The organism is Labrys miyagiensis (genome assembly GCF_030160835.1).
Lineage (GTDB): Bacteria > Pseudomonadota > Alphaproteobacteria > Rhizobiales > Labraceae > Labrys > Labrys miyagiensis.
Window position 1 is genome coordinate 182,998 of record NZ_BSPC01000005.1, and the last position, 20,213, is coordinate 203,210.

At 65.5% G+C, this 20,213-nt stretch carries 17 protein-coding genes; 7 read left to right on the forward strand and 10 right to left on the reverse strand.

What is annotated here, in order from left to right:
- Positions 1–103 precede the first annotated feature (103 nt).
- From QQL24_RS01600 to QQL24_RS01610, 3 genes are all read left to right on the forward strand, one after another.
- Complete coding sequence (locus QQL24_RS01600; RefSeq protein WP_284310605.1) at positions 104–1,105, forward strand: TerC family protein; 1,002 nt, start codon at positions 104–106, stop codon at positions 1,103–1,105.
- Between the two features lie 259 nt (positions 1,106–1,364).
- The gene (locus QQL24_RS01605; RefSeq protein ID WP_284310127.1) at positions 1,365–1,610 is read left to right on the forward strand and encodes a hypothetical protein; all 246 of its coding nucleotides are present in this window, start codon (positions 1,365–1,367) and stop codon (positions 1,608–1,610) included.
- Positions 1,611–1,743: 133 nt separating this feature from the next.
- Positions 1,744–2,352 carry a FecR family protein gene (locus QQL24_RS01610; RefSeq protein ID WP_284310128.1) on the forward strand — a complete coding sequence of 203 codons (609 nt, stop codon included), beginning with the start codon at positions 1,744–1,746 and terminating at the stop codon, positions 2,350–2,352.
- 62 nt (positions 2,353–2,414) lie between these two features.
- Here the strand turns inward: QQL24_RS01610 and QQL24_RS01615 are convergent, their stop codons facing one another.
- The 3 genes from QQL24_RS01615 to rplU all read right to left on the reverse strand — a co-directional run bounded on the left by QQL24_RS01615 (position 2,415) and on the right by rplU (position 4,256).
- Complete coding sequence (locus QQL24_RS01615; RefSeq protein WP_284310129.1) at positions 2,415–3,047, reverse strand: GNAT family N-acetyltransferase; 633 nt, start codon at positions 3,045–3,047, stop codon at positions 2,415–2,417.
- Between the two features lie 131 nt (positions 3,048–3,178).
- Positions 3,179–3,460, reverse strand: a complete 282-nt coding sequence (gene rpmA, locus QQL24_RS01620) for a 50S ribosomal protein L27 (RefSeq protein WP_284310130.1) — start codon at positions 3,458–3,460, stop codon at positions 3,179–3,181.
- 151 nt (positions 3,461–3,611) lie between these two features.
- The gene (rplU, locus tag QQL24_RS01625) at positions 3,612–4,256 is read right to left on the reverse strand and encodes a 50S ribosomal protein L21 (protein WP_284310131.1); all 645 of its coding nucleotides are present in this window, start codon (positions 4,254–4,256) and stop codon (positions 3,612–3,614) included.
- 449 nt (positions 4,257–4,705) lie between these two features.
- Here rplU and QQL24_RS01630 point away from each other — a divergent pair, with 449 nt between their 5' ends.
- The gene (locus QQL24_RS01630; RefSeq protein WP_431310623.1) at positions 4,706–5,377 is read left to right on the forward strand and encodes a tetratricopeptide repeat protein; all 672 of its coding nucleotides are present in this window, start codon (positions 4,706–4,708) and stop codon (positions 5,375–5,377) included.
- 235 nt (positions 5,378–5,612) lie between these two features.
- Here the strand turns inward: QQL24_RS01630 and QQL24_RS01635 are convergent, their stop codons facing one another.
- Positions 5,613–7,061: an amidase gene (locus QQL24_RS01635; RefSeq protein WP_284310132.1), complete on the reverse strand. Its 1,449-nt coding sequence runs from the start codon at positions 7,059–7,061 to the stop codon at positions 5,613–5,615.
- 189 nt (positions 7,062–7,250) lie between these two features.
- On the reverse strand, positions 7,251–7,502 hold the full coding sequence (locus tag QQL24_RS01640) for a hypothetical protein (protein ID WP_284310133.1): 252 nt from the start codon (positions 7,500–7,502) through the stop codon (positions 7,251–7,253).
- Positions 7,503–7,803: 301 nt separating this feature from the next.
- Here QQL24_RS01640 and QQL24_RS01645 point away from each other — a divergent pair, with 301 nt between their 5' ends.
- The 3 genes from QQL24_RS01645 to QQL24_RS01655 all read left to right on the forward strand — a co-directional run bounded on the left by QQL24_RS01645 (position 7,804) and on the right by QQL24_RS01655 (position 11,817).
- Positions 7,804–8,046 (forward strand): hypothetical protein, encoded by a 243-nt coding sequence (locus tag QQL24_RS01645; protein WP_284310134.1) that lies wholly within the window; start codon positions 7,804–7,806, stop codon positions 8,044–8,046.
- A gap of 182 nt (positions 8,047–8,228) precedes the next feature.
- A complete protein-coding gene (locus QQL24_RS01650; protein WP_284310135.1) occupies positions 8,229–9,908 on the forward strand; it encodes a GMC family oxidoreductase in 1,680 nt (559 codons plus the stop codon).
- Positions 9,909–10,296: 388 nt separating this feature from the next.
- The gene (locus QQL24_RS01655; RefSeq protein WP_284310136.1) at positions 10,297–11,817 is read left to right on the forward strand and encodes an FAD-dependent oxidoreductase; all 1,521 of its coding nucleotides are present in this window, start codon (positions 10,297–10,299) and stop codon (positions 11,815–11,817) included.
- A 265-nt stretch (positions 11,818–12,082) separates the two neighbouring features.
- Here QQL24_RS01655 and QQL24_RS01660 read toward each other — a convergent pair whose 3' ends face one another.
- From QQL24_RS01660 to QQL24_RS01680, 5 genes are all read right to left on the reverse strand, one after another.
- Positions 12,083–14,779, reverse strand: a complete 2,697-nt coding sequence (locus QQL24_RS01660; RefSeq protein WP_284310137.1) for a nitrate reductase — start codon at positions 14,777–14,779, stop codon at positions 12,083–12,085.
- 379 nt (positions 14,780–15,158) lie between these two features.
- A complete protein-coding gene (locus tag QQL24_RS01665; RefSeq protein WP_284310138.1) occupies positions 15,159–16,787 on the reverse strand; it encodes a sulfite reductase subunit alpha in 1,629 nt (542 codons plus the stop codon).
- Positions 16,784–18,526 (reverse strand): NirA family protein, encoded by a 1,743-nt coding sequence (locus QQL24_RS01670; protein ID WP_284310139.1) that lies wholly within the window; start codon positions 18,524–18,526, stop codon positions 16,784–16,786. The genes QQL24_RS01665 and QQL24_RS01670 overlap by 4 nt, the downstream gene beginning before the upstream one ends.
- Positions 18,526–19,785, reverse strand: coding sequence for an NAD(P)/FAD-dependent oxidoreductase (locus QQL24_RS01675; protein ID WP_284310140.1), 1,260 nt, complete (start codon positions 19,783–19,785; stop codon positions 18,526–18,528). The genes QQL24_RS01670 and QQL24_RS01675 overlap by 1 nt, the downstream gene beginning before the upstream one ends.
- The gene (locus QQL24_RS01680; protein ID WP_284310141.1) at positions 19,782–20,204 is read right to left on the reverse strand and encodes a globin family protein; all 423 of its coding nucleotides are present in this window, start codon (positions 20,202–20,204) and stop codon (positions 19,782–19,784) included. Before QQL24_RS01680 ends, QQL24_RS01675 begins: the two co-directional genes overlap by 4 nt.
- Positions 20,205–20,213: the final 9 nt, after the last annotated feature.

The following is a 20,213-nucleotide window of genomic DNA, read 5'->3' on the forward strand; positions in this document are numbered from 1 at the left end:
TCGGCGATCAAGACGCGCCGGTTACCGGGCCCCTCTGGTGGATGATGGCATCCGCGATGTCGGAGCCGGCTTCGATCTCTCGAAGCATATGGGTCCGGTTCCGATGTTCGATCTCCTGTCTTCCGATTTTGCCGGCCAGCCCGTCTGGATGTGGCTCGGCTTTCTGGCCTTCGTGGCGTTGCTGCTCGCCTTCGACCTCGGCGTGCTCAACCGCGACGACAAGGTCCTCGGCGTTGCTGAAAGTTTCAGGCTCTCGGCCGTCTATATCGCCATCGCCATGCTGTTCGGCGGGGCGATCTGGTGGGGTCTGGGAGAGCGGCCCGACGGCACCAGCCCCGCGCTCGACTATTTCACCGGCTATTTCATCGAAAAATCGCTGTCGATCGACAATGTCTTCGTCATCGCGCTGATCTTCCGCTATTTCGCCGTGCCGCCGGCCTTCCAGTATCGCGCGCTCGTCTGGGGCATCCTGGCTGCCGTGGTGCTGCGCGGCGTCATGATCCTGGCCGGTGCCAGCATCGTGCAGAGTTATGACTGGGTGCTCTATCTCTTCGCCGCCTTCCTCATCCTCACCGGCATCCGCATGCTGCTGGCCAGGGACGAAGGCTCCGAATTCAAGGAGAACAGGCTGGTGCGCCTCCTGCGCCGCCAGATGCGCGTCACCGACGGGCTGCATGGCAACGGCTTCCTGGTGCGCCAAGCGGAACCTGCCGGCGGTCGCATGCTGCTCCACGCCACGCCCCTGTTCCTGGCGCTGATCGTCATCAACGTCGCCGACATCATCTTCGCCGTCGATTCGGTGCCGGCGATCCTTGCCATCACCACGGACAGCTTCATCGTCTACACCGCCAACATCATGGCGATCCTCGGTCTCCGAGCCCTCTATTTCGCCCTCGCCGCCATGATCGACCGCTTCCACTACCTGAAATATGCGCTCGCTCTCGTGCTCGTCTTCATCGGCGGCAAGATCTATTGGGGCCATCTCGTCGGCAAGGTGGATCCGGCCCTGGCCCTGGCCGTGACGGTGGCCATCATCGCGGGCGGCATCGTCTTCTCGCTCTGGAAGACCCGCGAGAAGGCAGAGGATCCTGCCTCGGTCCGATGATATCGGCGCGTGTGAAGGCAGCGTGGCTTCCTCCTAAAGTTGATCTGTTTCGGTGGAAACAGACCGGCTAGAATACGCCCGTCAAAATGCTTGTGCCTCATCTTGCCCACCAGTTCCCGTGGGCAGGCAATGTGGCGGGGTTGCTCGGGTTTTACCGAGGTCAACGTTCCAACTATCCGTCTCAACTGTCATTTTTCCGAAGGCCGGCCCGGCGCGCCGGGCCTTGCCTCGGTGCCGCGTTCGAGCGAGGAGAATCACGATGACGACTTCCAGCCTGAAAATCCGTCCGGCGTTGTTTGCCGCCGCCGTGGCACTGGGCGCCCTGGCGCCCCTGCCGGCCCTGGCGCAGTATGACAACGGCTATGGTGGCGGCTACAATCAGGACAATCAGCCGCGCTATCAGCAATACCGGCCGCATTGCTACTATCGCAATGTCAAGGTCTATGACGACTACTCCGGGCGCTATGTCGTCCGCCGCCAGCGCGTGTGCGACCAGAGCTACTAGATCATCGCCGCGTGTTTCCTGTCACGGCGCAGACACGATCCTTGCCATATCGCCTGCAGAAGAAGATTTTGTCTCGCTGGGTTTCCGCCTGCTTCCCCGTGAAGCGGGCGGGTTTCGACAAGGAAGCGTCAACATGCTCATTCATCGCCGTTCCCTGCTGATCGGGTTGGCCCTTGCCGGCGCGCGGCCAGGCTTTGCCGCCGCCGCCATGCAGATCATCGAGGCGGGCTCGGTCGTCCAGGTCACGGGCCAGAGCACCGGCCAGCTCAAGGGCGAGAAGCGTACCCTCTCGGTCGGCGATTCCGTCTTCATCGACGACATGCTCACCACGGGCGCCGGCGCGAGGCTCGGCGCCAAGCTCGGCGAGATGACCCGCCTGTCGCTGGGCGAGCGTACCCGGGTGCGCATCGACAAGTTCCTGGTCGACCGTGGCGGCGAGCTCGTGCTCGAGCGCGGCGCCATCCTGTTCGACCGGCCCGACGACAAGCCCTCGGGCACGCTCAACGTCACCACGCCCTTCGGCTTGATCGCGGCGCGCGGCACCAAGTTCTTCGCCGGGCCCAGCAATGGCGTGTTCGGCGTCTTCGTCGAGCATGGGCTGGTGACGGTGAAGACCCGCGGAGGGCAGGTTTCGCTGAGCAACGGCCAGGGCACGGATTTGAAAAGCCGCAGCGCTCCCCCGACCGCGCCCCACAGTTGGGGTGATATGCGCATCGCCCAGGCGCTGGCGAGCGTGACGTGAGGGTGTGCCGGTCTCCAGACCGGCATCTTTTTGTCCGATTTAGCGGCTCCACGCTCCCAGGGTCACGCCATCAATTCGTTCGATGGCGTCGTGCCGCGCACGATCGCCGGGCGCCAGGCCTTGAAGCTCGCCCAGTCGGCTCGGGTCAGGCTGAAGCGGTCGATCGGCAGGGCGCCGCCGCGGGCCGGCGCGTGGCGCAGGCCCGAATTGACGTAGCGCAGGCCGCATTTCTCCATCACGCGGCGTGAGGCCTCGTTGATGACGCGGCATTCGCCGGTGACCGTGGCGATCCCGAGGGTCGAGAAGCCGTGGTCGATCAATGCGCGCGCCGCCTCGGTAGCCAGGCCCTGGCCCCAATGGCGCTGTCCCAGCCAGTAGCCGATTTCGGCGCTGTCGCGTTTGGGGAAACGCAGACCGACGCAACCGAGAAAATTGCCGCTCTCCTTGCATTCGATGGCGAAGGCCAGCTCCTTGCCGGCCTGGCGGGCTTCCGCCTGGAAATGCACGAAGTCCAGCGCGTCGCTCTCGGCATAGGGGAAGGGCAGGCGGCCCGTCATCAGGGCCACGGCCGGATCATTGGCGAGGGCGGCCATCCCGGGCACATCGGCAAAACGCGGGGAACGCAGGATCAGGCGCTCCGTCTCGATCTCGATGGTGGGTAAGATCTCGGCCGGGAGAATTTCGAGAGGGGACATGGGGCAGCTCCAGGCATGAAAAAGGGGCGATTGGATCTCTCCACCGCCCCCGCTGCAACCTGAGTCCCATTTGGGGCATTTTCAGGTCCGCCGGGTCCAGTGGAGCCGGCGGAGCTGATGTCCCGCCGGGTTTATTCTGCTGCTACTTTCATCGCGGCCTCTGGGGCGGCGACATTGACGTAAATTCGGCCGTTGGCACGCGTGCGGAAGTCGACTCGGCCGTCACAAAGGGCGAAAAGGGTATGATCTTTGCCCATGCCGACATTCACGCCGGGGTGCCACTTCGTGCCGCGCTGGCGCACGATGATGTTGCCGGCAATCACTTCTTCCGAACCGAACTTCTTGACGCCCAAGCGTTGGCCGCGCGAATCACGACCGTTGCGCGACGAACCGCCTGCCTTTTTGTGAGCCATGGCGATAACTCCTCGAATTCTGTCTACGCCGGTGCTGTGACGCGGCGGTGAAATCCATCAATTCGGGCCGACAATGCCCGAAAACGGGCAGGGTGTCGACCCCATGAAACGAAATGCTGCCTGTTACGCCCCTTTCGGGCCGAAACGGGATTTACAGATCCTTGCCCGAAGCGAGCTCGGCCTGGTCGGCCTTGGCGCGCGGCGGCTTGCCGGCCAGAAGCTCCTTGGCCTGGGTGACCCACTCTTCGCGGGTCGCGCGGCCTCGCAAAGCGAGTTCCTCGTCCCACTTGGCGACGTCCTCGTCGGTCCAGGCGGCGATCTCGTTCCAGCTGACGATGCCGGCGGCCCGCAGCTTCTTTTCGATGGTCGGACCGATGCCCGAGATCAGCGAGAGGTTCGAGACATCGAGTTCGCCAGCCGGAAGGGCGGCGACAGCAACGGGAGCTTCATCGGCCTTCGCAGCAGCCTTGGAGGGCTTGGCGCCGCCGGTGAGGATCTCGGAGATCCGTACCACGGTCTGGTGCTGGCGATGGCCGCGCTTGCGCTTGGAATTCTGGCGGCGGCGCTTCTTGAAAGCGATGACCTTGTCGTCGCGGTCATGCTCGACCACTTCGGCGGCAACCGAAGCGCCAGCAACCGTGGGGGTGCCGAAAGTCAGGCCGGCGTCACCGCCAACGGCCAGGATTTCCGGGAATACGATGACTTCTCCAACCTTGGCGTCGAGCTTCTCGACACGGAGAACGTCGTTCTGATTGACGCGGTATTGCTTACCGCCCGTCTTGATGACCGCGAACATGTTTATCCTCGTTCGGACCCGGCATTCTGTTCGAGGCTCCTTGCGGACATCCTGAACGGCCGGCTTTTCCAGGTCGTTGATATCTGCCGCCTCCGAGCATTGCGGGAGCAGCCACGAAAAAATGCACGCGGTCCGAGGGCCGCGCGCTGGGGTGGCTTATACAGCGATAAGCCGGAGAGTCAAGGAAAGTGCGGGAGATTTGGTGTGCCGGTCTTCGGGCCGGCACGGAATCGGAGCTTTGGCGGAGAGGGTGCCGTTCCCCTGCCGATCTGGAGATTGGCACACCAGTGTGGCGCGAGTTCGGTGTGCCGACCTCCAGGTCGGCAGGGAACCTCAGCGTCACCACAATGGGCACCGTCTCCGTCCCGGTCCAAGAACCAGTACACCAACCGCGCGAATAATTTCTTGCCCTACGTGTTCTTCCCACATTCACCCAATGGAGAAACACCATGTCCCTGATGTCTTCGACGGTCCGCAAGGTGGCCGTCACAGCCCTAGCCTCAGCCTTCATGCTCACAGCCGGTGCGGTCTTCGCCTCCGGTGGAGGTGGTGGAGGTGGCGGTTCTGGAGGTGGTGGTTCGGGCGGGGGCTCAGGTGGCGGTGGTGGCATGGGCGGTGGTGGCATGGGCGGTGGCGGTGGAGCCGGTGGCGGCAATGGCGCCGCCATGAAGGGCAAGCCGATCACCGACATGACCACCTGCCCCAAGGGCCAGGTCTGGAGCACGAAGAAGAAGGCCTGTCTCAAGATGAAGGCCGACGCCATGGATGACGACGACATGGCCAACTACGCCTGGGTGCTCGCCAAGGCTGACCGCTATGACGAATCGCTCGGGGTACTCGACCTCCTGCACGATCCCAACACCGCCAAGGCGCTGAACTATCGCGGCTTTGCCACTCGCAAGCTCGGCCGCACCGACGAGGGTATCGGCTATTATCTCAAGTCCGTCCAGGCCGATCCGCACTATGCGCAAGTCCGCGAATATCTGGGTGAAGCCTATGTGATCAAGGGCCGGCTCGATCTCGCCAAAGAACAGCTCAACACCATCCAGACGATCTGCGGCACGGACTGCGAGGAATATGAAGACCTGCATGAAGCCATCGAGAAGGGTAGCAGCATCTGAAGTCTCCGGCCGCTGTTCCGCAGTGCACTGCCAGCGCAGCATCGGCTTAGAGCAAAGCGCGTTTAAGCGTAAACGCTGCTTTGCTCTAACTCTCTGTTTCGATGCGTCTTTGCGATCCTTGCCGATTCCGGCAAATCGCAAAACGCTTTAGCAAAGTAAGGGGTCCGTCCCGACAACGGACCCCTGCGGGTGAGGCCCTCCCGGTTTTCGTCGCGGTAGCCGGCGGGGCCTCACCTCATTCCACGCAGTGTTTCGGCCTGCGCTGGATCCAGGGACGGGCCTCCTCGATATGGGCAGCCAGGCGCAGGAGCGTGGCTTCGTCGCCATAGCGGCCGACAAGTTGCACGCCTACCGGCACGTCGTCATCGGTCCAGGCCGCGGGCAGCGAGATCGCCGGTAGGCCCGAGATATTGAAAGCGAACATGAAGGCGGCGTCGGTCCAGCGGGCGATATAGGCGTCGAAGTCCGGCTCGTTCATGTCCCAGTAGCCGACCGGCCGCGGCAATTGCGTCAGCGTCGGCGTCAGGAAGGCGTCGAAGGGCGCAAGCTCGGTCGCGATGGCGCGGTTCGCCCGGCGGATGCCATCGACGGCAGCGCTGAAGGTTGTCGCCGATTGCGAGTGGCCGCGCTGGTACTGGGCCCAGTTGAAAGCCACGATGTCATCCTGACGCAGGGCCCGTCCTGCCCAGTCGGCTTGCGCGTCCAGATCGCGCGCGATCTCCACCGAATTGACCTGATTATAGTCGATCCAGGCCTTTTCCAGGTCGGTCGTGAAGGCGTGTTCCTCGAGATTGTGGCCGAAGGCTTCGAGCAGCGCCACGGTATCCTTCAATGCCGCAACGACCTCCGGCGCAAAGGCCGGTCCCCAGGGCGGGGTGAGCGTATAGCCGATGCTGAGCAAGCGTGGCCTGTCGGCGAGACCGGCAAGCCAGGATGTGTCCGGCGTCGGCGGGATGTAGGGATCGCCCGGCAAAGTACCGGCGGTGGCATCGAGGAAGGCCGCGCTGTCGCGGACTGTGCGGGTGACCGCGAAGAAATAGACGCTGCCGAACCAGATGTCGGCCTCGGGCGGCCCATAGGTGATGCGCCCGCGCGAGGGTTTCAGGCCGACAAGACCGCAGCAGGAGGCGGGCACGCGGATCGAACCGCCGCCGTCGCTGGCTTCGGCCAGCGGCACCATGCGCGCGGCGACTGCCGCAGCCGATCCGCCGCTGGAGCCGCCGGGTGTGACCGCCTCGTTCCAGGGGTTGAGCGTGAGACCGTAGAGCCTGGGCTCGGTGGCGATGCACCAGCCATTCTCCGGCACGTTGGAGCGCCCCAGCGGAATGAGGCCGGCGGCCCGCATGCGGCGGGCCATCTCGGAATCAGTATCGCAGACGAAATCCTCGCGAAAACCGATGCTGCCGGTGAGCCGCGTGCCCTTCCAGTGGGAGCCGATATTCTTGAGGAGAAAGGGAACGCCGGCGAAAGGTCCGTCGGGTTTCATTTCCGCGGCCATGGCGCGGGCCATCTCGAAATGCCGGATCACCACGGCATTGAGGCGAGGATCGAGCGTCTCGATGGCGGCGATGGCGATGTCTACCAGCTCGGCAGGCGAGATCTCGCCTTTCTTCACGAGGTCGGCGAGGGCGAGGGCGTCGCTATGGCTGTAGAGGCGCAGGAGATCAGGCGTGACGGAGGACATGGACAGGCATCCGCAATTCGTGCGGCGCCATATCAGCCCGGAACGGCGTCATTTGTCCAACAATTATGCGTGAACGACGGAGCGCTGTCTCACCGAAATCCGCAGCACTTTCATCAAGGGATAACGCGCGCCCACGACAAAAAACCCGGCCTTCTCGGCCAGGTAACCAGCCTCTTCTGTCCGATCCGCTTACGACCTCGTGCGCTTCAGGAGCTGCGAATAGGCGCGGTGCGACAGCATGATGGTATCGAGATCACCATGGTCGCACAGATGCGAGACGATGTCCTTCAGCGCGGCTTCATAGGCCTTGCGCTGGCTCGCATCGGTCACGCGATGGGACTCCTGAAACTTGTGCCAAGCCAGATTATAGGCGCAGTCCCGCACCGCATGCTTGGCTGGGTAGTTCGGATTGGTGGGCCACTGATAGGAATGAAGCGACATAGCCTGCCTCGCAGGGAACGATCGGTTGGATGGCGCATCGACACATCACGATATGTAACAGATTGTAAACCATTGTGAACTGGAAAGCCACGGTGATTGTCGGTGTGTGACATCAACGCTTCGCTTGTGGATAACGACCTTGCGACAAAGCGGCGCAGGCACTCATCCAGCACACATTTCAGGGCCCTCGCGCCTCAGATCCGCCGAATGAGAGTCGCAGTTTCTCCACCCTTCGTACCATTGGCGGATGCTGCTCCGCCCAAATAAGCAATAAAGCAAGACAAAGCTGTGGGAGATGTCCATGACCGAGATGACGGACCTGACCAGCTGGTGCTTCAGCGAGCGGGAAAGGCTGCATGAAAGGCTCGACGCCCTCAAGGATGGCCGTTTCTGCGTCAAGGAGCGCCTGGGCACCGATTGGACCGACATGACGATCGAAGCGATCGATGAGATCGAGCATTCGATCGAAGCTCTCGACCATCTGCTCATGCGCTATGGCCGTGGCTATTACGATAATAGCCATCACCCCATGCACACGATGTAACGCGTTCGGAGTGGCGGTCGGTGACCGCCGCCCCACATCTGGCGCGTATCAGCCGGCCAAGTTCCGATGCACCCGGCGGTCGCGCCTTCTCTTTCGTGCGGAAAACGCGATAGAACCGGTGCGGCGTTCGAAAGCGGACGGGCGGTGTAGCAAGGCCCGTCCGGCGTGCAAGGGTGGAAGCAATGCCGCGTGACGGGTCGGGTGAGAGGGAGCCTTTCGATTTCATCATCGTCGGCGCCGGCACGGCTGGCTGTCTCCTTGCCAACCGCCTCAGCGGCAATCCCGCCAGGCGCGTGCTGCTGCTAGAAGCCGGCCCTCGCGATACCTATCCCTGGATTCACATTCCGGTCGGCTATCTCTATTGCATCGGCAATCCGCGCACCGACTGGCTCTATCAGACCGAGGCCGAGCCCGGGCTGAACGGGCGCCGCCTGCGCTACCCGCGCGGCAAGACGCTGGGCGGCTGCTCCTCCATCAACGGCATGATCTATATGCGCGGCCAGGCCCGCGACTATGACGGCTGGGCCGCCGAAACCGGCGAAGATGCCTGGAGCTGGGCCAATTGCCTGCCCGACTTCAAGGCGCATGAGGACCACTACCGCCTCGACGATGGCGCCGACCCGCCGACCGGCGACAACAGCCGCTTCTCGGACTTGCATGGCCATGGCGGCGAATGGCGCATCGAGAAGCAGCGCCTGAAATGGGACATCTTGGAATCCTTCGCCGAGGCGGCGGTGCAGGCCGGCGTGCCGCGCTCGGCCGATTTCAACACCGGCGACAATGAGGGCGTCGGCTATTTCGAGGTGAACCAGCGCTCGGGCTGGCGCTGGAGCACCTCCAAGGCCTTCCTGCGTCCCATCCGCGAGCGCACCAATCTGAACGTGTGGACGCAGGCTCAGGTCGAGCGTCTGCTTTTTGTCAGCGGGGAGGACGGTCGGCCGCGCTGCAACGGCTTGCGGCTGCTCCGGGATGGAGAAGCGATCGAGGTGATGGCGCGGCGCGAGGTGATCCTCTGCGCCGGAGCCATCGGCTCGCCGCAGATCCTGCAGCTCTCCGGCGTCGGCCCGGCGCCGCTCCTGACGGCAAACGGCATCGATGTCGTTCATGAGCTGCCGGGTGTCGGCGAAAACCTTCAGGACCATCTGCAGATCCGCGCCGTGTTCAAGATCGACGGCGCGCGCACGCTCAACACCCTGGCGGGCAACGTCGTCGGCAAGGCGCGCATCGGCCTCGAATATCTGCTCCGGCGCAGCGGGCCGATGAGCATGGCGCCCTCCCAGCTCGGCGCCTTCACGCGTTCAGATCCCGGCCTCAGCCACCCCAATCTCGAATATCACGTGCAGCCGCTGAGCCTGGAGGCGTTCGGCGAGCCCTTGCATGCCTTTCCGGCCTTCACTGCCAGCGTCTGCAACCTCAACCCTACCAGCCGCGGCAGCGTGCGCATCCGCTCGAACCAGGCCGGGGACGCTCCGGCGATCGCACCGAACTATCTGAGCACGGAGGAAGACCGCAAGGTCGCCGCCGACAGCTTGCGTCAGGTGCGCGCCATCGTCGGCCAGCCGGCGCTCGCCCGTTACCGGCCGGTGGAGTGGAAGCCGGGCGCCGCGTTCCAGAGCGACGAGGAGCTGACGAGGCTGGCCGGCGACATCGCCAGCACCATCTTCCATCCGGTCGGCACCACGAGGATGGGAAGGGCCGATGACGCCCTGGCGGTGGTCGATCCGCATCTGCGCGTGCGGGGTGTAGCGGGCCTGCGCGTGGTCGATGCCGGCGTGATGCCCGCGATCACCAGCGGCAACACCAATTCGCCGACCTTGATGATTGCCGAAAAGACGGCCGGCTGGATCGCGCGAGGAGAATGAGGCGCGGTTGGGCGAGATGAGGCTTGTGAGAAGAGGTGCGCCTTCGAAGTCCCCTCGCCCCGTTCTTACGGGGAGAGGATGGAGGTGAGGGGCGGCGCAGGCTTCTGTGAGTAGCACCGAGAGAAGAACGCGAACGGCCGAGCTGGCGCTCGTATGTCGGGCTTGCTGTTGATTCCAGTTCCAGTTCGTAAACTTCATACTGCCGACGTCGCGCTGCCCCTCACCTCTATCCTCTCCCCGCAAGAGCGGGGCGAGGGGGCGCAAGCGGCTCACCCCATTTTTCACAGCCTCATCTCGCCCAGCCGACGCAAGGCCTCGGCATTGGGACCATCATCCGGGATCAAAGCCCCTCTTCATGCGTTCTCTCCCAAACTTCAGGGAGGCCATCATGAGTAAGGACGAGAAACCGGCGGGGCCGGACTTTACGCGTGGCGTTTTGGCGAGCGACATCAAGGAAGGCGCCATGCTGCTCGGCCATGTCGGCGACAAGCCTGTACTGCTGGCCCGCAGCGACGGTGCGCTCTATGCCATCGGCGCCGAATGCAGCCACTATCATGGACCTCTCGCCGAAGGGCTGCTGGCCGAGGGCAAGGTGCATTGTCCCTGGCATCACGCCTGCTTCGATCTCAGGACAGGTGAGGCACTGGCAGCGCCGGCCATCGACCCGGTGGCCTGCTGGCTGGTGGAGGAGAAGGGCGGCAAGGCCTTTGTCCGGCAGGAAAAGGAGGCCGTCGCCTCGGCGGGACATCCCCGGCAACAGGCCAAGCGCGTGGTGATCGTCGGCGGTGGCGCGGCCGGGTTCGCCACGGCGGAATTGCTGCGCCGCGAGGGCTTCGAGGGTGAGGTTACGCTCCTCAGCGCGGATGCTGATCCGCCCTATGACCGGCCGAACTGCTCCAAGGACTACCTCGCCGGCCAGGCACCCAAGAATTGGATGCCACTGCGCGACGAGGCCTTCTACAAGGACGCAAACATCGACCTGCGGCTCAAGACGGAAGTGGCGGGTTTCGATCCGAAGTCGCGGACAGTGGTGCTCGCCGATGGCGTCACGCTCGCTTACGACATCCTGGTCCTCGCCACCGGCGCGGAGCCGCAGCGCCCTGCGATCGAGGGGCTGGAAGGGGCTGATGTCCACACGCTGCGCAGCCTCGATGATGCCGAGGCGATCATCGCGGCTGCCGCGAAGGCAAAACGCGTGGCCATCATCGGCGCCAGCTTCATCGGCCTCGAGGTCGCGGCCTCGCTGAAGCAGCGCGGGCTCGACGTGCATGTGGTGGCGCCGGAACCAGTGCCGCTCGAAAAGGTGATGGGCGCGGAGATCGGCGCCTGGGTGCAGAAGGTACATGAGAAGAAAGGCGTCGTCTTCCATCTCGGCCGCGAGGTCACGGGCTTTTCAGGTGGCACGCTCCACCTGGACAAGGGCAAGCTCGCGGATATCGATTTCGTCGTGCTGGGGGTCGGCGTCAAACCGCGCACGGAGCTCGCCGAGGCGGCGGGACTGAAGGTCGACAACGGAGTGGTGACCGACGACCACCTCAGAACCTCCGCGGACGGCGTCTACGCCGCCGGCGACATCGCCCGCTATCCCGATCCGGTCTCGGGCAAGCCGATCCGGGTCGAGCACTGGGTGCATGCCGAGCGCCAGGGCCAGTATCTGGCTCGGCTGATCATGGGGGAGGATGGACCCTTCCATGACCCACCCTATTTCTGGTCGAGCCACTACGACAAGATGATCAGCTATACCGGCCACGCCAAGGGCAGCGATCCGCACAAGGTCGCAGGCTCGGTGAAGAAGGAAGACGCCGCCATACGCTTCCAGGAGGGGGGCCGGCTGGTGGCCGTTGCCACGATCGGCCGCGATCTCGACAATCTGAAGGCCGAGCAGACGCTGGAGCATGGCGGGCGATAGGGCTTCATAGGGGCGCGACCAAAGCCTCCCCCACGAAGCTGGGGGAGGTGGGCCGACGAAGTCGGCTCGGAGGGGGTGTGGCCCTACGGGCTTAGTCCGGGCAAAGAGGGCTCAAGCTCTTTTAAGAGCCGAAGCCTTGTTCTGTTGGTCGACCGCCTGTAGGGCCACACCCCCTCCGTCATTGCTTCGCAATGCCCAGCGCACACAAAGTGTGCCCGATACCCCCAGCTTCGTGGGGGAGGCTCAGGTCGCGTCACCTTGCGCCCTATACCCCCATCCTCATCCCCTCCAGCAGCTTGCGGATCTCCGGTTGGCAGGAGCCGCAATTGGTGCCGGCCTTGAGCACCTTGCCGATGGCCTCGACGCTGTCGGCGCCCGCCCGCGCCGCTTCCTCGATGGCTCCACTCCGCACACCGAAGCAGGCGCAGACCTGGCGACCCGTGCTGCCGGCGGCGGAAGGCGGCCGGCCGGCCAGGATGAAGCGGCGGGTTGCAGCGTCGATGCTCTCCTTCGCCAGCAGCTCGGTGGCCCAGGCGAGACCCGTCTCATCCGGCTCCGGACTGGTGGAAAGCAGGATTTCCAGGCGGTTCCGCACCAGCGAGGCGGACCGGTAGAGGCCTGAGGCGGGGTTGCGCTGGTTGAGTGGGCTGGTCCACAGGTTCAGCCAGTTGGACAGGAGGTCATGCAGGGCATCGGGCGCCCTCGGGCTGGCGAAACTCACCACCTCGCCTTCATCAACCGTCATGCGGGCATGGTTGAGCCAGGCCGGCATGGGCAGGCGGCGGCGCGAGACGATGAAGCCTTGCGCCCTCATCGTCCAGGGCCGGATCGCCACCGGCACCGCCTTGGAATCGGGTTGGCCGGAGACAGGATCCGTGAGGGCGTGGATGAGCGAGCCGACGCGAGCGCGCGCCGCGGTGGCGTCGGTCCAGTGGATCGGCGCGAACAGACTGCCACGCTGCTGTGCGTCGGTGACGACGACGCGCAGCTCCACTTGCCCATGTGGGCTGCTCACCGCGGCAAAATCGCCGTCGGTGAGGCCGTAACGGGCGGCATCCTCGGGATGCACCTCGACGAAGGGCGCGTTGCGGTGCTGGGCGAGGCGCGGGCTGAGCCCGGTGCGCGTCATGGTGTGCCACTGGTCGCGCACCCGGCCGGTGTTGAGCAGCAGGGGATAGTCGGCGCTGCGCTCCGCCTTCAGCACGGGCGGGGCGAGAACGACGAAATGCGCCTTGCCGTCGGCATGGGTAAAGCCGCCCTCGGCATACAGGCGCTTCGTGCCCGCCGTGGCACCTCTCGGCAGCGGCCATTGCACCGGCTCCAGCGCGTCATAGGCTTCGTCCGCGAGGTCGGCGAGCGCGCCGATGTCGAACAGGCGTTCGCCTTCATTCTCGAAGGCGGAGAGGGCGGCGTGCTCGCGGAAGATGGTCGCCGGCGAGGCGTAGTCGAACGCCACGCCATGGCCGAGACGCTTCGCCACTTCGCAGATCTGCCACCAGTCCGGTTTCGCCTCGCCCGGTAAGGACAGGAAGGGACGCTGGCGCGAGATGCAGCGCTCTGAATTGGTCACTGTGCCGTCCTTCTCGCCCCAGGCGGCCGCAGGCAGCACCACCGTGGCGGCCTCGATCAGGCTGTCGGCATGGGCGTTGATTTCGGACACGGCGAGGAAGTCGAGCTTGCGCAGGGCGGCTCTGATGGCATCGGCCCGCGGCAGGCTGGCGGCCGGGTTGGTGCAGAGCACCCAGAGCGCCTTGATCTCGCCGCGCTCGATGGCCTCGAACATCGCCACCGCCTTCTTGCCCTCGCCCCGCGCCATGCGCGGCGCCTGCCAGAAGCGGCCGACGCGATCGATATCCTCGGCCGAGAAACCCATATGGGCCGCGAGCTGGTTGGCAAGCCCGCCGACCTCGCGCCCGCCCATGGCATTGGGCTGGCCGGTGAGCGAGAAGGGGCCGGCGCCCGGCTTGCCGATGCGCCCGCTGGCGAGATGGACGTTGAGGATGGCATTGACCTTGTCGGTGCCCTGAGCCGACTGATTGACCCCCTGGCTGAAGCAGGTGACGGTGCGGGGCGTCGCCAGCCACCACTCGATGAAGGTGGCGAGATCGATTTCGTTTACGCCGCAGCGGGCAGCGGCTTCAGCCCGGCTAGGCGCGATTTCTTGAGCGTTGGCGAGCGCTGCATCGAAGCCGATCGTATTGCGCGCGATATAGTTACTATCCAGTTCGTTTCGCTCGGCAATTTCGACCAAGAGCCGGGCGAAGAGCACGCTGTCCATCCCCGGGGCGATGGGCAGATGCAGGTCCGCGCTGTCGGCTGTCACGGTGCGGCGGGGGTCGATGGTGACGATGCGCGTGCCGCGCCTTGCCTTCGCCTGCTCGATGCGCTGCCAGAGCACCGGATGACACCAGGCGGTGTTGGAACCGGTGAGGATGACGAGATCGGCCTCGTCCAGATCCTCGTAGCAGTTGGGCACGATGTCGGCCCCGAAGGCGCGGCGATGCCCGGCCACCGTCGAGGCCATGCACAGGCGCGAATTGGTGTCGACATTGGACGAGCCGATGAAGCCCTTCATCAGCTTGTTGGCGACGTAATAGTCCTCGGTCAGAAGCTGGCCGGAGAGGTAGAAGGCCACGGCGTCCGGGCCATGCATGTCGACGGTGTCGCGGATGCCCTTGGCCACGGCATCGAGCGCCCGGTTCCAGGTGGTGCGCACGCCGTGGATGGCGGGGTGGAGGATGCGGTGGCCGGTGCCGAGCGTCTCGCCCAGCGCCGCCCCCTTGACGCAAAGCCGCCCGAGATTGGCAGGGTGAGCCGGGTCCCCCGCAATCGCTGCACCGCCGAGGCCGTCTGGCGTAGCGATCACGCCGCAGCCGACGCCGCAATAGGCGCAGGTGGTCTTGGTGGGGGTGGGGAGGGGCGTCGTGGCCAGGAGGCCTGGAGCGGGCGCGTTGATGTTCATGACGAGACACTCCTGAACGGCAGGCCCGAGAACCTTCTCCACGAAGCGAGCAAGTCGCGCGCACCAGTTGTGAGCGCGGCATTGCAAAGCGACGACGTAAGGGGTGCGGTGCGACGCGGTTTGCCAGACCAGAAAGGGCGTTGGCTATCTAAAGGAAGATGCGGACGAGGACGTCCGCGGTCCCAGCCACTGCGCGCCTCCTGCCGCGGTTGCGAAGGCAACAACGGATAGAGGCATGTCCGGGATTCCACTGCGCATGCGCCGTCTGCTCGAAGAGCGCGGTGGCTGGGACCGCGGACGTCCTCGTCCGCATCTTTCCCGTTCGGAGTCAGGTCCGCGGCGAAAGGGTGGAGCTCCGGTGCAGCCATGTCCCGCTCCCTCAATACACATCCGCCTGATAGCGCCCGGCCCTCTTCAGGCCGTTCACGAAGCTCGCCGCCTCCTCCGTCGACCGCGCGCCCCATTGGGCCACGATGTCGACCAGCGCGCGTTCGACGTCGCGGGCCATGCGCTTGGCGTCGCCGCAGACGTAGAAATGCGCGCCCTGGGCGAGCCATTGCCAGAGATCCATGCCGACCTCGCGCATGCGGTCCTGGACATAGAACTTGCCCTCGGCATCGCGCGACCAGGCGAGGGAGAGGCGTGTCAGCAGGCCGCTGTCGCGCATGGCGGCGAACTCGTCCTCGTAGAAGAAGTCGTGATCGCGATGCTGGTGGCCGAAGAACAGCCAGTTGCGTCCCTTGGCGCCGATGGCGGCCCGCTCCTGCAGGAAGGCCCGGAAAGGGGCGACGCCGGTGCCGGGGCCGACCATGATCACCGGCGTGTCCGAATTTTCCGGCAGGCGGAAGCCATGCGCCTTCTGGACATAGACCTTGAGCGCCTCCCCTTGGGCGATACGCTCGCCAAGGAAGGTCGAGGCGACGCCGACCCGTTCGCGCGAACCGATGCGGTAGCGCACGCCATCGACGGTAAGCGAAATGCGGCCGGGATTGGCCCTGTGCGAGGAAGAGATCGAATAGAGCCGCGGCTGCAGCGGCTCGAGCGCCTCGACAAAGGCTTCCGCGCCGGGCCGGGCGCTTGGAAACTTGTAGAGCGCGGCGAGGATGTCGAGCGTGGCCGCATCGCCATCCGGATCCTCGCCATTGGCCAGAGCGCGAGCCTTGCGGCGCGGCTCGCCGACGCTGAGATAGGAGAAGAGCTGGAACAGGCTGTCGGGCGGCATGCCGAGCGAGACATCCTCGATCAGCACATCGCGAAAGCTCTTGTCGCCGATCAGGGTCTCCGGGCGCGCTCCGAGGACCGCAATGATCTGGTCGGCGAGGCCGGCTGTATTCCTGGGGAAGACACCAAAACTATCGCCTGCGATATAATCGATCCCGCTTTCGCTCAGGTCGAACTCGATATGCCAGGTCGTCTTGGCCGATTTCGCGCCATTCAGGCGTCTTCTCAACAGAAACCGCGCCGGAGCCGGATTGTCTCGTGAACGACCAGCCTCGCTCGCGGGCACGGGATGACTCGACTCCGCGGCATGGACGGCGGTCTTCTCGGCAGTTTGTGGCGCTGCCGAATCCTCCCCGATCTCGACGGCCAGCTGCTTGAGCATGCGGGCGGTTTCCTTGCCGCCCGGCGCGCACAGGGTCAGCCGCTCCTCCTTCTTCAGGAAGAGCGCATTGGCATAGTCGGCGCAGTTGTAGCCGCACTGGCCACAATCCTGCTGGGCCATGGCCGCCATCAGGCGGGGCGCGAGGGGGCGTTCCTTGGCAAGGCCCATGCGCTCGTCGAGAGCCATGCTCGGATCGTGCCAGGGCGCCTCGTCATTGTCGGCGAGGACGACGGTGGGCTTGTCTGGGGCCGTTGGCACCGCGGGCGTGAGGTCGGCCGGCGTCACCCCACCCTCGGCGGCCAGGATGGCGCCGAAGAAGCCGTCGAGCCAGGCGCGTTGCTCGGGGCTGAAGGGCGCGTTCTCGGGAATGAGCGAGCGCTGCGGCGGGATGGCGAGCATGTTCATGCGCTGACGAGCTCCGTCTTCTCGGCCAGAGCCTTGAGGTCCTCCAGCTCGTGCCGGCTGGTGAAGGCCTGGAAGCTCTCTTCCGGCCCCTGCCGATGGCTCATGTAGCCGCGCAGCAGGCCCTCGACCTTGCCGCGGCAATCCTCCGCCCTGACCTCGTGCCAGAGCTCGCGGCCGATACGGGCCTGGTCTCCGAAGCCGCCGCCCACCACGATGCTATAGCCTTCCACCTGGTCGCCCTCGTCATTGATCGTGACCTTGGCGCCGATCAGGCCGATATCGCCGATGTAATGCTGGGCGCAGGAATGGTGGCAGCCGGTGAGGTGCACATTGACGGGCACGTCGAGCGCCAGGCGGGCATCGACATGCTCGGCGATCTCCAGGGCGTGCTCCTTGGTGTGGGCGGCGGCAAATTTGCAGCCGGTGGCGCCGGTGCAGGCGACCAGCCCGGCGCGCAGCGAGGTCGCCTTCCAGTCGAGGTCGAGCGCCTCGATCGCCGCCTTGGCAACCTCAATCCTGGCATCTGGCACACCAGATATCAGCAAGTTTTGCCAGATAGTTAGACGAATATCGCCATCGCCCAGATCGCGCGCGATGGTGGCGAGACCACGCATCTGGGTGGCCTCCATCTTGCCGACGGGCAGCGTCACGCCGATCCAGTTCAGCCCCTCCTGGCGCTGGGGATGCACCCCGATATGGGCGGCGCGGTCGAAGGGCGCGCGCGGGGCGATATCCTTTTCCGGCAGGCGGACCAGCTTGCGGCCGAGCTTGTCCTCGACGGCGGCGAGATAGGCCTCGAAGCCGATGGCGTCGAGCACATATTTCATGCGCGCCTTGGTACGGTTGGTGCGGTCGCCCTTGTCGATGAAGACGCGCACGATGGTATCCGCCAGGGCGCAGCACTCCTCTGGCCGGCAAAACACACCGGTCGGCCGGGCGAGGTCGCGGTGGCCGGTGATGCCGCCGAGGATCAGGCGGTACCAGGTCTCCCCGCCGATCCGCACCGCCTGGAAACCGATATCGTTGGTCTCCTCCAGCGTGGCGATGCGCCCGCCGCCGTCGAAGGCGACATTGAACTTGCGCGGCAGGCCGTAGAGCGAGCGATCGTTCAGGATATGATAGTGCCATTCACGGGCGAGCGGCCTGGTGTCGGCGATCTCCTGCGGATCGATGCCGGCGGTGGCCGAACCGGTGACATTGCGGATATTGTCGGCGCCCGAACCGCGCGAGCAGAGGCCGAGGTCCTGGACGGCCTCGACCACGGCAGGGGCGTTTTCGGGCATCACCTCGCGGATCTGCAGGTTGGCCCGGGTGGTGACGTGGGCATAGCCGCCGCCCATGCGCTCGGCCACGTCGGCCATGCCGGCGAATTGCCAGTGCGTGAGGATGCCATTGGGGATGCGCAGGCGCACCATGTAGCTGGACTGGGCCGGGGCGACATAGAAGAGGCCGAAATAGCGCCAGCGGAAATTGTCCTCGGGCTTGGGGAAGGCTCTATCCCTTGCCTGCGCCTTGAGCCGGGGATAGGCGTCGAACGGGTGTTCGGCGCGCTTCCACTTCTCCTGGTCGACCAGCTTCTTGCCGGCCGCCACCGTGGCGTCCTGCGCGGCGAGATGCGCGGCGTCTGGACCCATCGGTACCGGCGAGGCGGGTGCCGTTTTGGCCCCACGCACGGCCTGCATGCCGGAGACGAAGCCCTCCAGGTAGCGCTTCTGGTCGGCGCTGAAGTCGTTGCCCATCAGGCGGCCTCCTTGCATGGCTGGGGGACGACCGTCTCGCAGAAGGCGCGGCCGAAGATCAGGCTCTCGCGAATAGGGGCGATGTCGGCGCCGCCCTGGATGAGGTCGCGGTACCAGATGGCGTCGTCCGCTTCGCCCACCAGGGCGGCGCCGACCAGGCGGGAGCCCTGGACCACCAAGCGCTTGCAAAGGCCTGCACCGCGGTCCTCCAGGATGATCTCGTCGGTGCCCCCCTCGCCGAGGAAATCCCCGGTCGAAAAGACGGGAATGCCCGACACTTTGAGATTGGTGGAGAGCGCCGTGCCTTCATAGCGGGCCGCCTCGTCCCCGCCGAGATGGCGGGCCAGCACCCGGGCCTGCTCATAGGCCGGCTGCACCAGGCCATAGACGATGTCGCGGTGCTCGGCGCATTCGCCGATGGCGTGGATGAAGGGCACCACGGTGGTGAGGCGGTCATCGACGAGGATGCCGCGCTTGACTGGCAGGTCCGCGGCCTTGGCGAGATCGACAACGGGCCGCACGCCGACGGCCACCACGACGAGATCGATCGGCAGGCGGGAGCCGTCAGCGAAGGCGAGTGCCTCGGCCTTGGCGGAGCCCGAGATCTCGGCGGTCTGGGCGTTCAGCAACACCCGGATGCCCTTCTTCTCGATGGCGCGCCTGAGGAAGGCGGCGCTGCGTCGGTCGAGCTGGCGCTCCATCAGCCGGTCCATCACATGCACCAGCGTGACCTCGGCGCCGCCCTTGGCGAGGCCATAGGCCGCCTCGATGCCGAGCAGCCCGCCGCCGATCACGGCGACGGGCTTGCCCTGGCGAGCCGCCTGCTGCAAGGCGGGCAGGTCGGCAAGATCACGAAACGTCATGACGCCGGGCAGGTCGATGCCGGGGATGGGCAGGCGAAACGGCGTCGAGCCGGTGGCCAGCACCGCCCGATCGAAGGGAAGGAGCGTGTCGTCATCGAGCCTGGCGATGCGGGCTGCCGGGTCAAGCCCGGTGACACGCCGGCCGGTGATCAGGGTGATGCCGCGGGCGGCGTACCAGGCGGCGTCGCGCAGCTTCACATCGGCCTCGCCGATATCGCCGGCGAGCAGGGCGGAGAGCAGCACGCGGTTGTAACCGGGCCGGGGTTCGGCGCCGACCACGGTGATCTCGAAGCGGCCGCCAGCATGGGCGAGGATCTCCTCGCATAACCGCACGCTGGCCATACCGTTACCGATGATCAACAGCCTTTCCGGCTTGGCGGAGGAGGGACGGCTCACGCAGCTGTCTCCTTGCCATAGGCCTCGGCGATCATGGCGCCGGCCAGCAGGCGATAGGCCAAGAGCCAGGCCTCGCGCGTCTCCGCACTGAAGCCTTCACCAAGACCTTGCTGCAGCGTCCACACCAGCGCTTCGCCGACAGGCGCGTAATGGGCGGCGCTCACGCCATAGCCGACATGCCGCACGGCGAGGGTCTTCACGGCGGGCAGGATCGCGTCGAGCTTTCGAAGCCCGCCGACCACCATGCCCAGGGCCGCCATAAGCTTGCGCCGCTGCTCGGCGAGATCGGCGGGGAACATCGGCCGCACCTCGGGCGCGATTTCGAACAAGCGTTCGTAGAATAGGCCGGCTGCGGTATCGGCGATCGGGATGACCTTGGCGAAGGAGGTCTGGACCAGATCGATCTCTCGGGGTGTCATGATCTTGCT

Excerpts from the sequence above, each read along its gene's own strand:
- QQL24_RS01600 (WP_284310605.1), top strand. The coding sequence starts at position 104 with ATGTTCGATCTCCTGTCTTCCGATTTTGCCGGCCAGCCCGTCTGGATG.
- QQL24_RS01605 (WP_284310127.1), top strand. The coding sequence starts at position 1,365 with ATGACGACTTCCAGCCTGAAAATCCGTCCGGCGTTGTTTGCCGCCGCC.
- QQL24_RS01610 (WP_284310128.1), top strand. The coding sequence starts at position 1,744 with ATGCTCATTCATCGCCGTTCCCTGCTGATCGGGTTGGCCCTTGCCGGC.
- QQL24_RS01615 (WP_284310129.1), bottom strand. The coding sequence starts at position 3,047 with ATGTCCCCTCTCGAAATTCTCCCGGCCGAGATCTTACCCACCATCGAG.
- rpmA (WP_284310130.1), bottom strand. The coding sequence starts at position 3,460 with ATGGCTCACAAAAAGGCAGGCGGTTCGTCGCGCAACGGTCGTGATTCG.
- rplU (WP_284310131.1), bottom strand. The coding sequence starts at position 4,256 with ATGTTCGCGGTCATCAAGACGGGCGGTAAGCAATACCGCGTCAATCAG.
- QQL24_RS01630 (WP_431310623.1), top strand. The coding sequence starts at position 4,706 with ATGTCCCTGATGTCTTCGACGGTCCGCAAGGTGGCCGTCACAGCCCTA.
- QQL24_RS01635 (WP_284310132.1), bottom strand. The coding sequence starts at position 7,061 with ATGTCCTCCGTCACGCCTGATCTCCTGCGCCTCTACAGCCATAGCGAC.
- QQL24_RS01640 (WP_284310133.1), bottom strand. The coding sequence starts at position 7,502 with ATGTCGCTTCATTCCTATCAGTGGCCCACCAATCCGAACTACCCAGCC.
- QQL24_RS01645 (WP_284310134.1), top strand. The coding sequence starts at position 7,804 with ATGACCGAGATGACGGACCTGACCAGCTGGTGCTTCAGCGAGCGGGAA.
- QQL24_RS01650 (WP_284310135.1), top strand. The coding sequence starts at position 8,229 with ATGCCGCGTGACGGGTCGGGTGAGAGGGAGCCTTTCGATTTCATCATC.
- QQL24_RS01655 (WP_284310136.1), top strand. The coding sequence starts at position 10,297 with ATGAGTAAGGACGAGAAACCGGCGGGGCCGGACTTTACGCGTGGCGTT.
- QQL24_RS01660 (WP_284310137.1), bottom strand. The coding sequence starts at position 14,779 with ATGAACATCAACGCGCCCGCTCCAGGCCTCCTGGCCACGACGCCCCTC.
- QQL24_RS01665 (WP_284310138.1), bottom strand. The coding sequence starts at position 16,787 with ATGAACATGCTCGCCATCCCGCCGCAGCGCTCGCTCATTCCCGAGAAC.
- QQL24_RS01670 (WP_284310139.1), bottom strand. The coding sequence starts at position 18,526 with ATGGGCAACGACTTCAGCGCCGACCAGAAGCGCTACCTGGAGGGCTTC.
- QQL24_RS01680 (WP_284310141.1), bottom strand. The coding sequence starts at position 20,204 with ATGACACCCCGAGAGATCGATCTGGTCCAGACCTCCTTCGCCAAGGTC.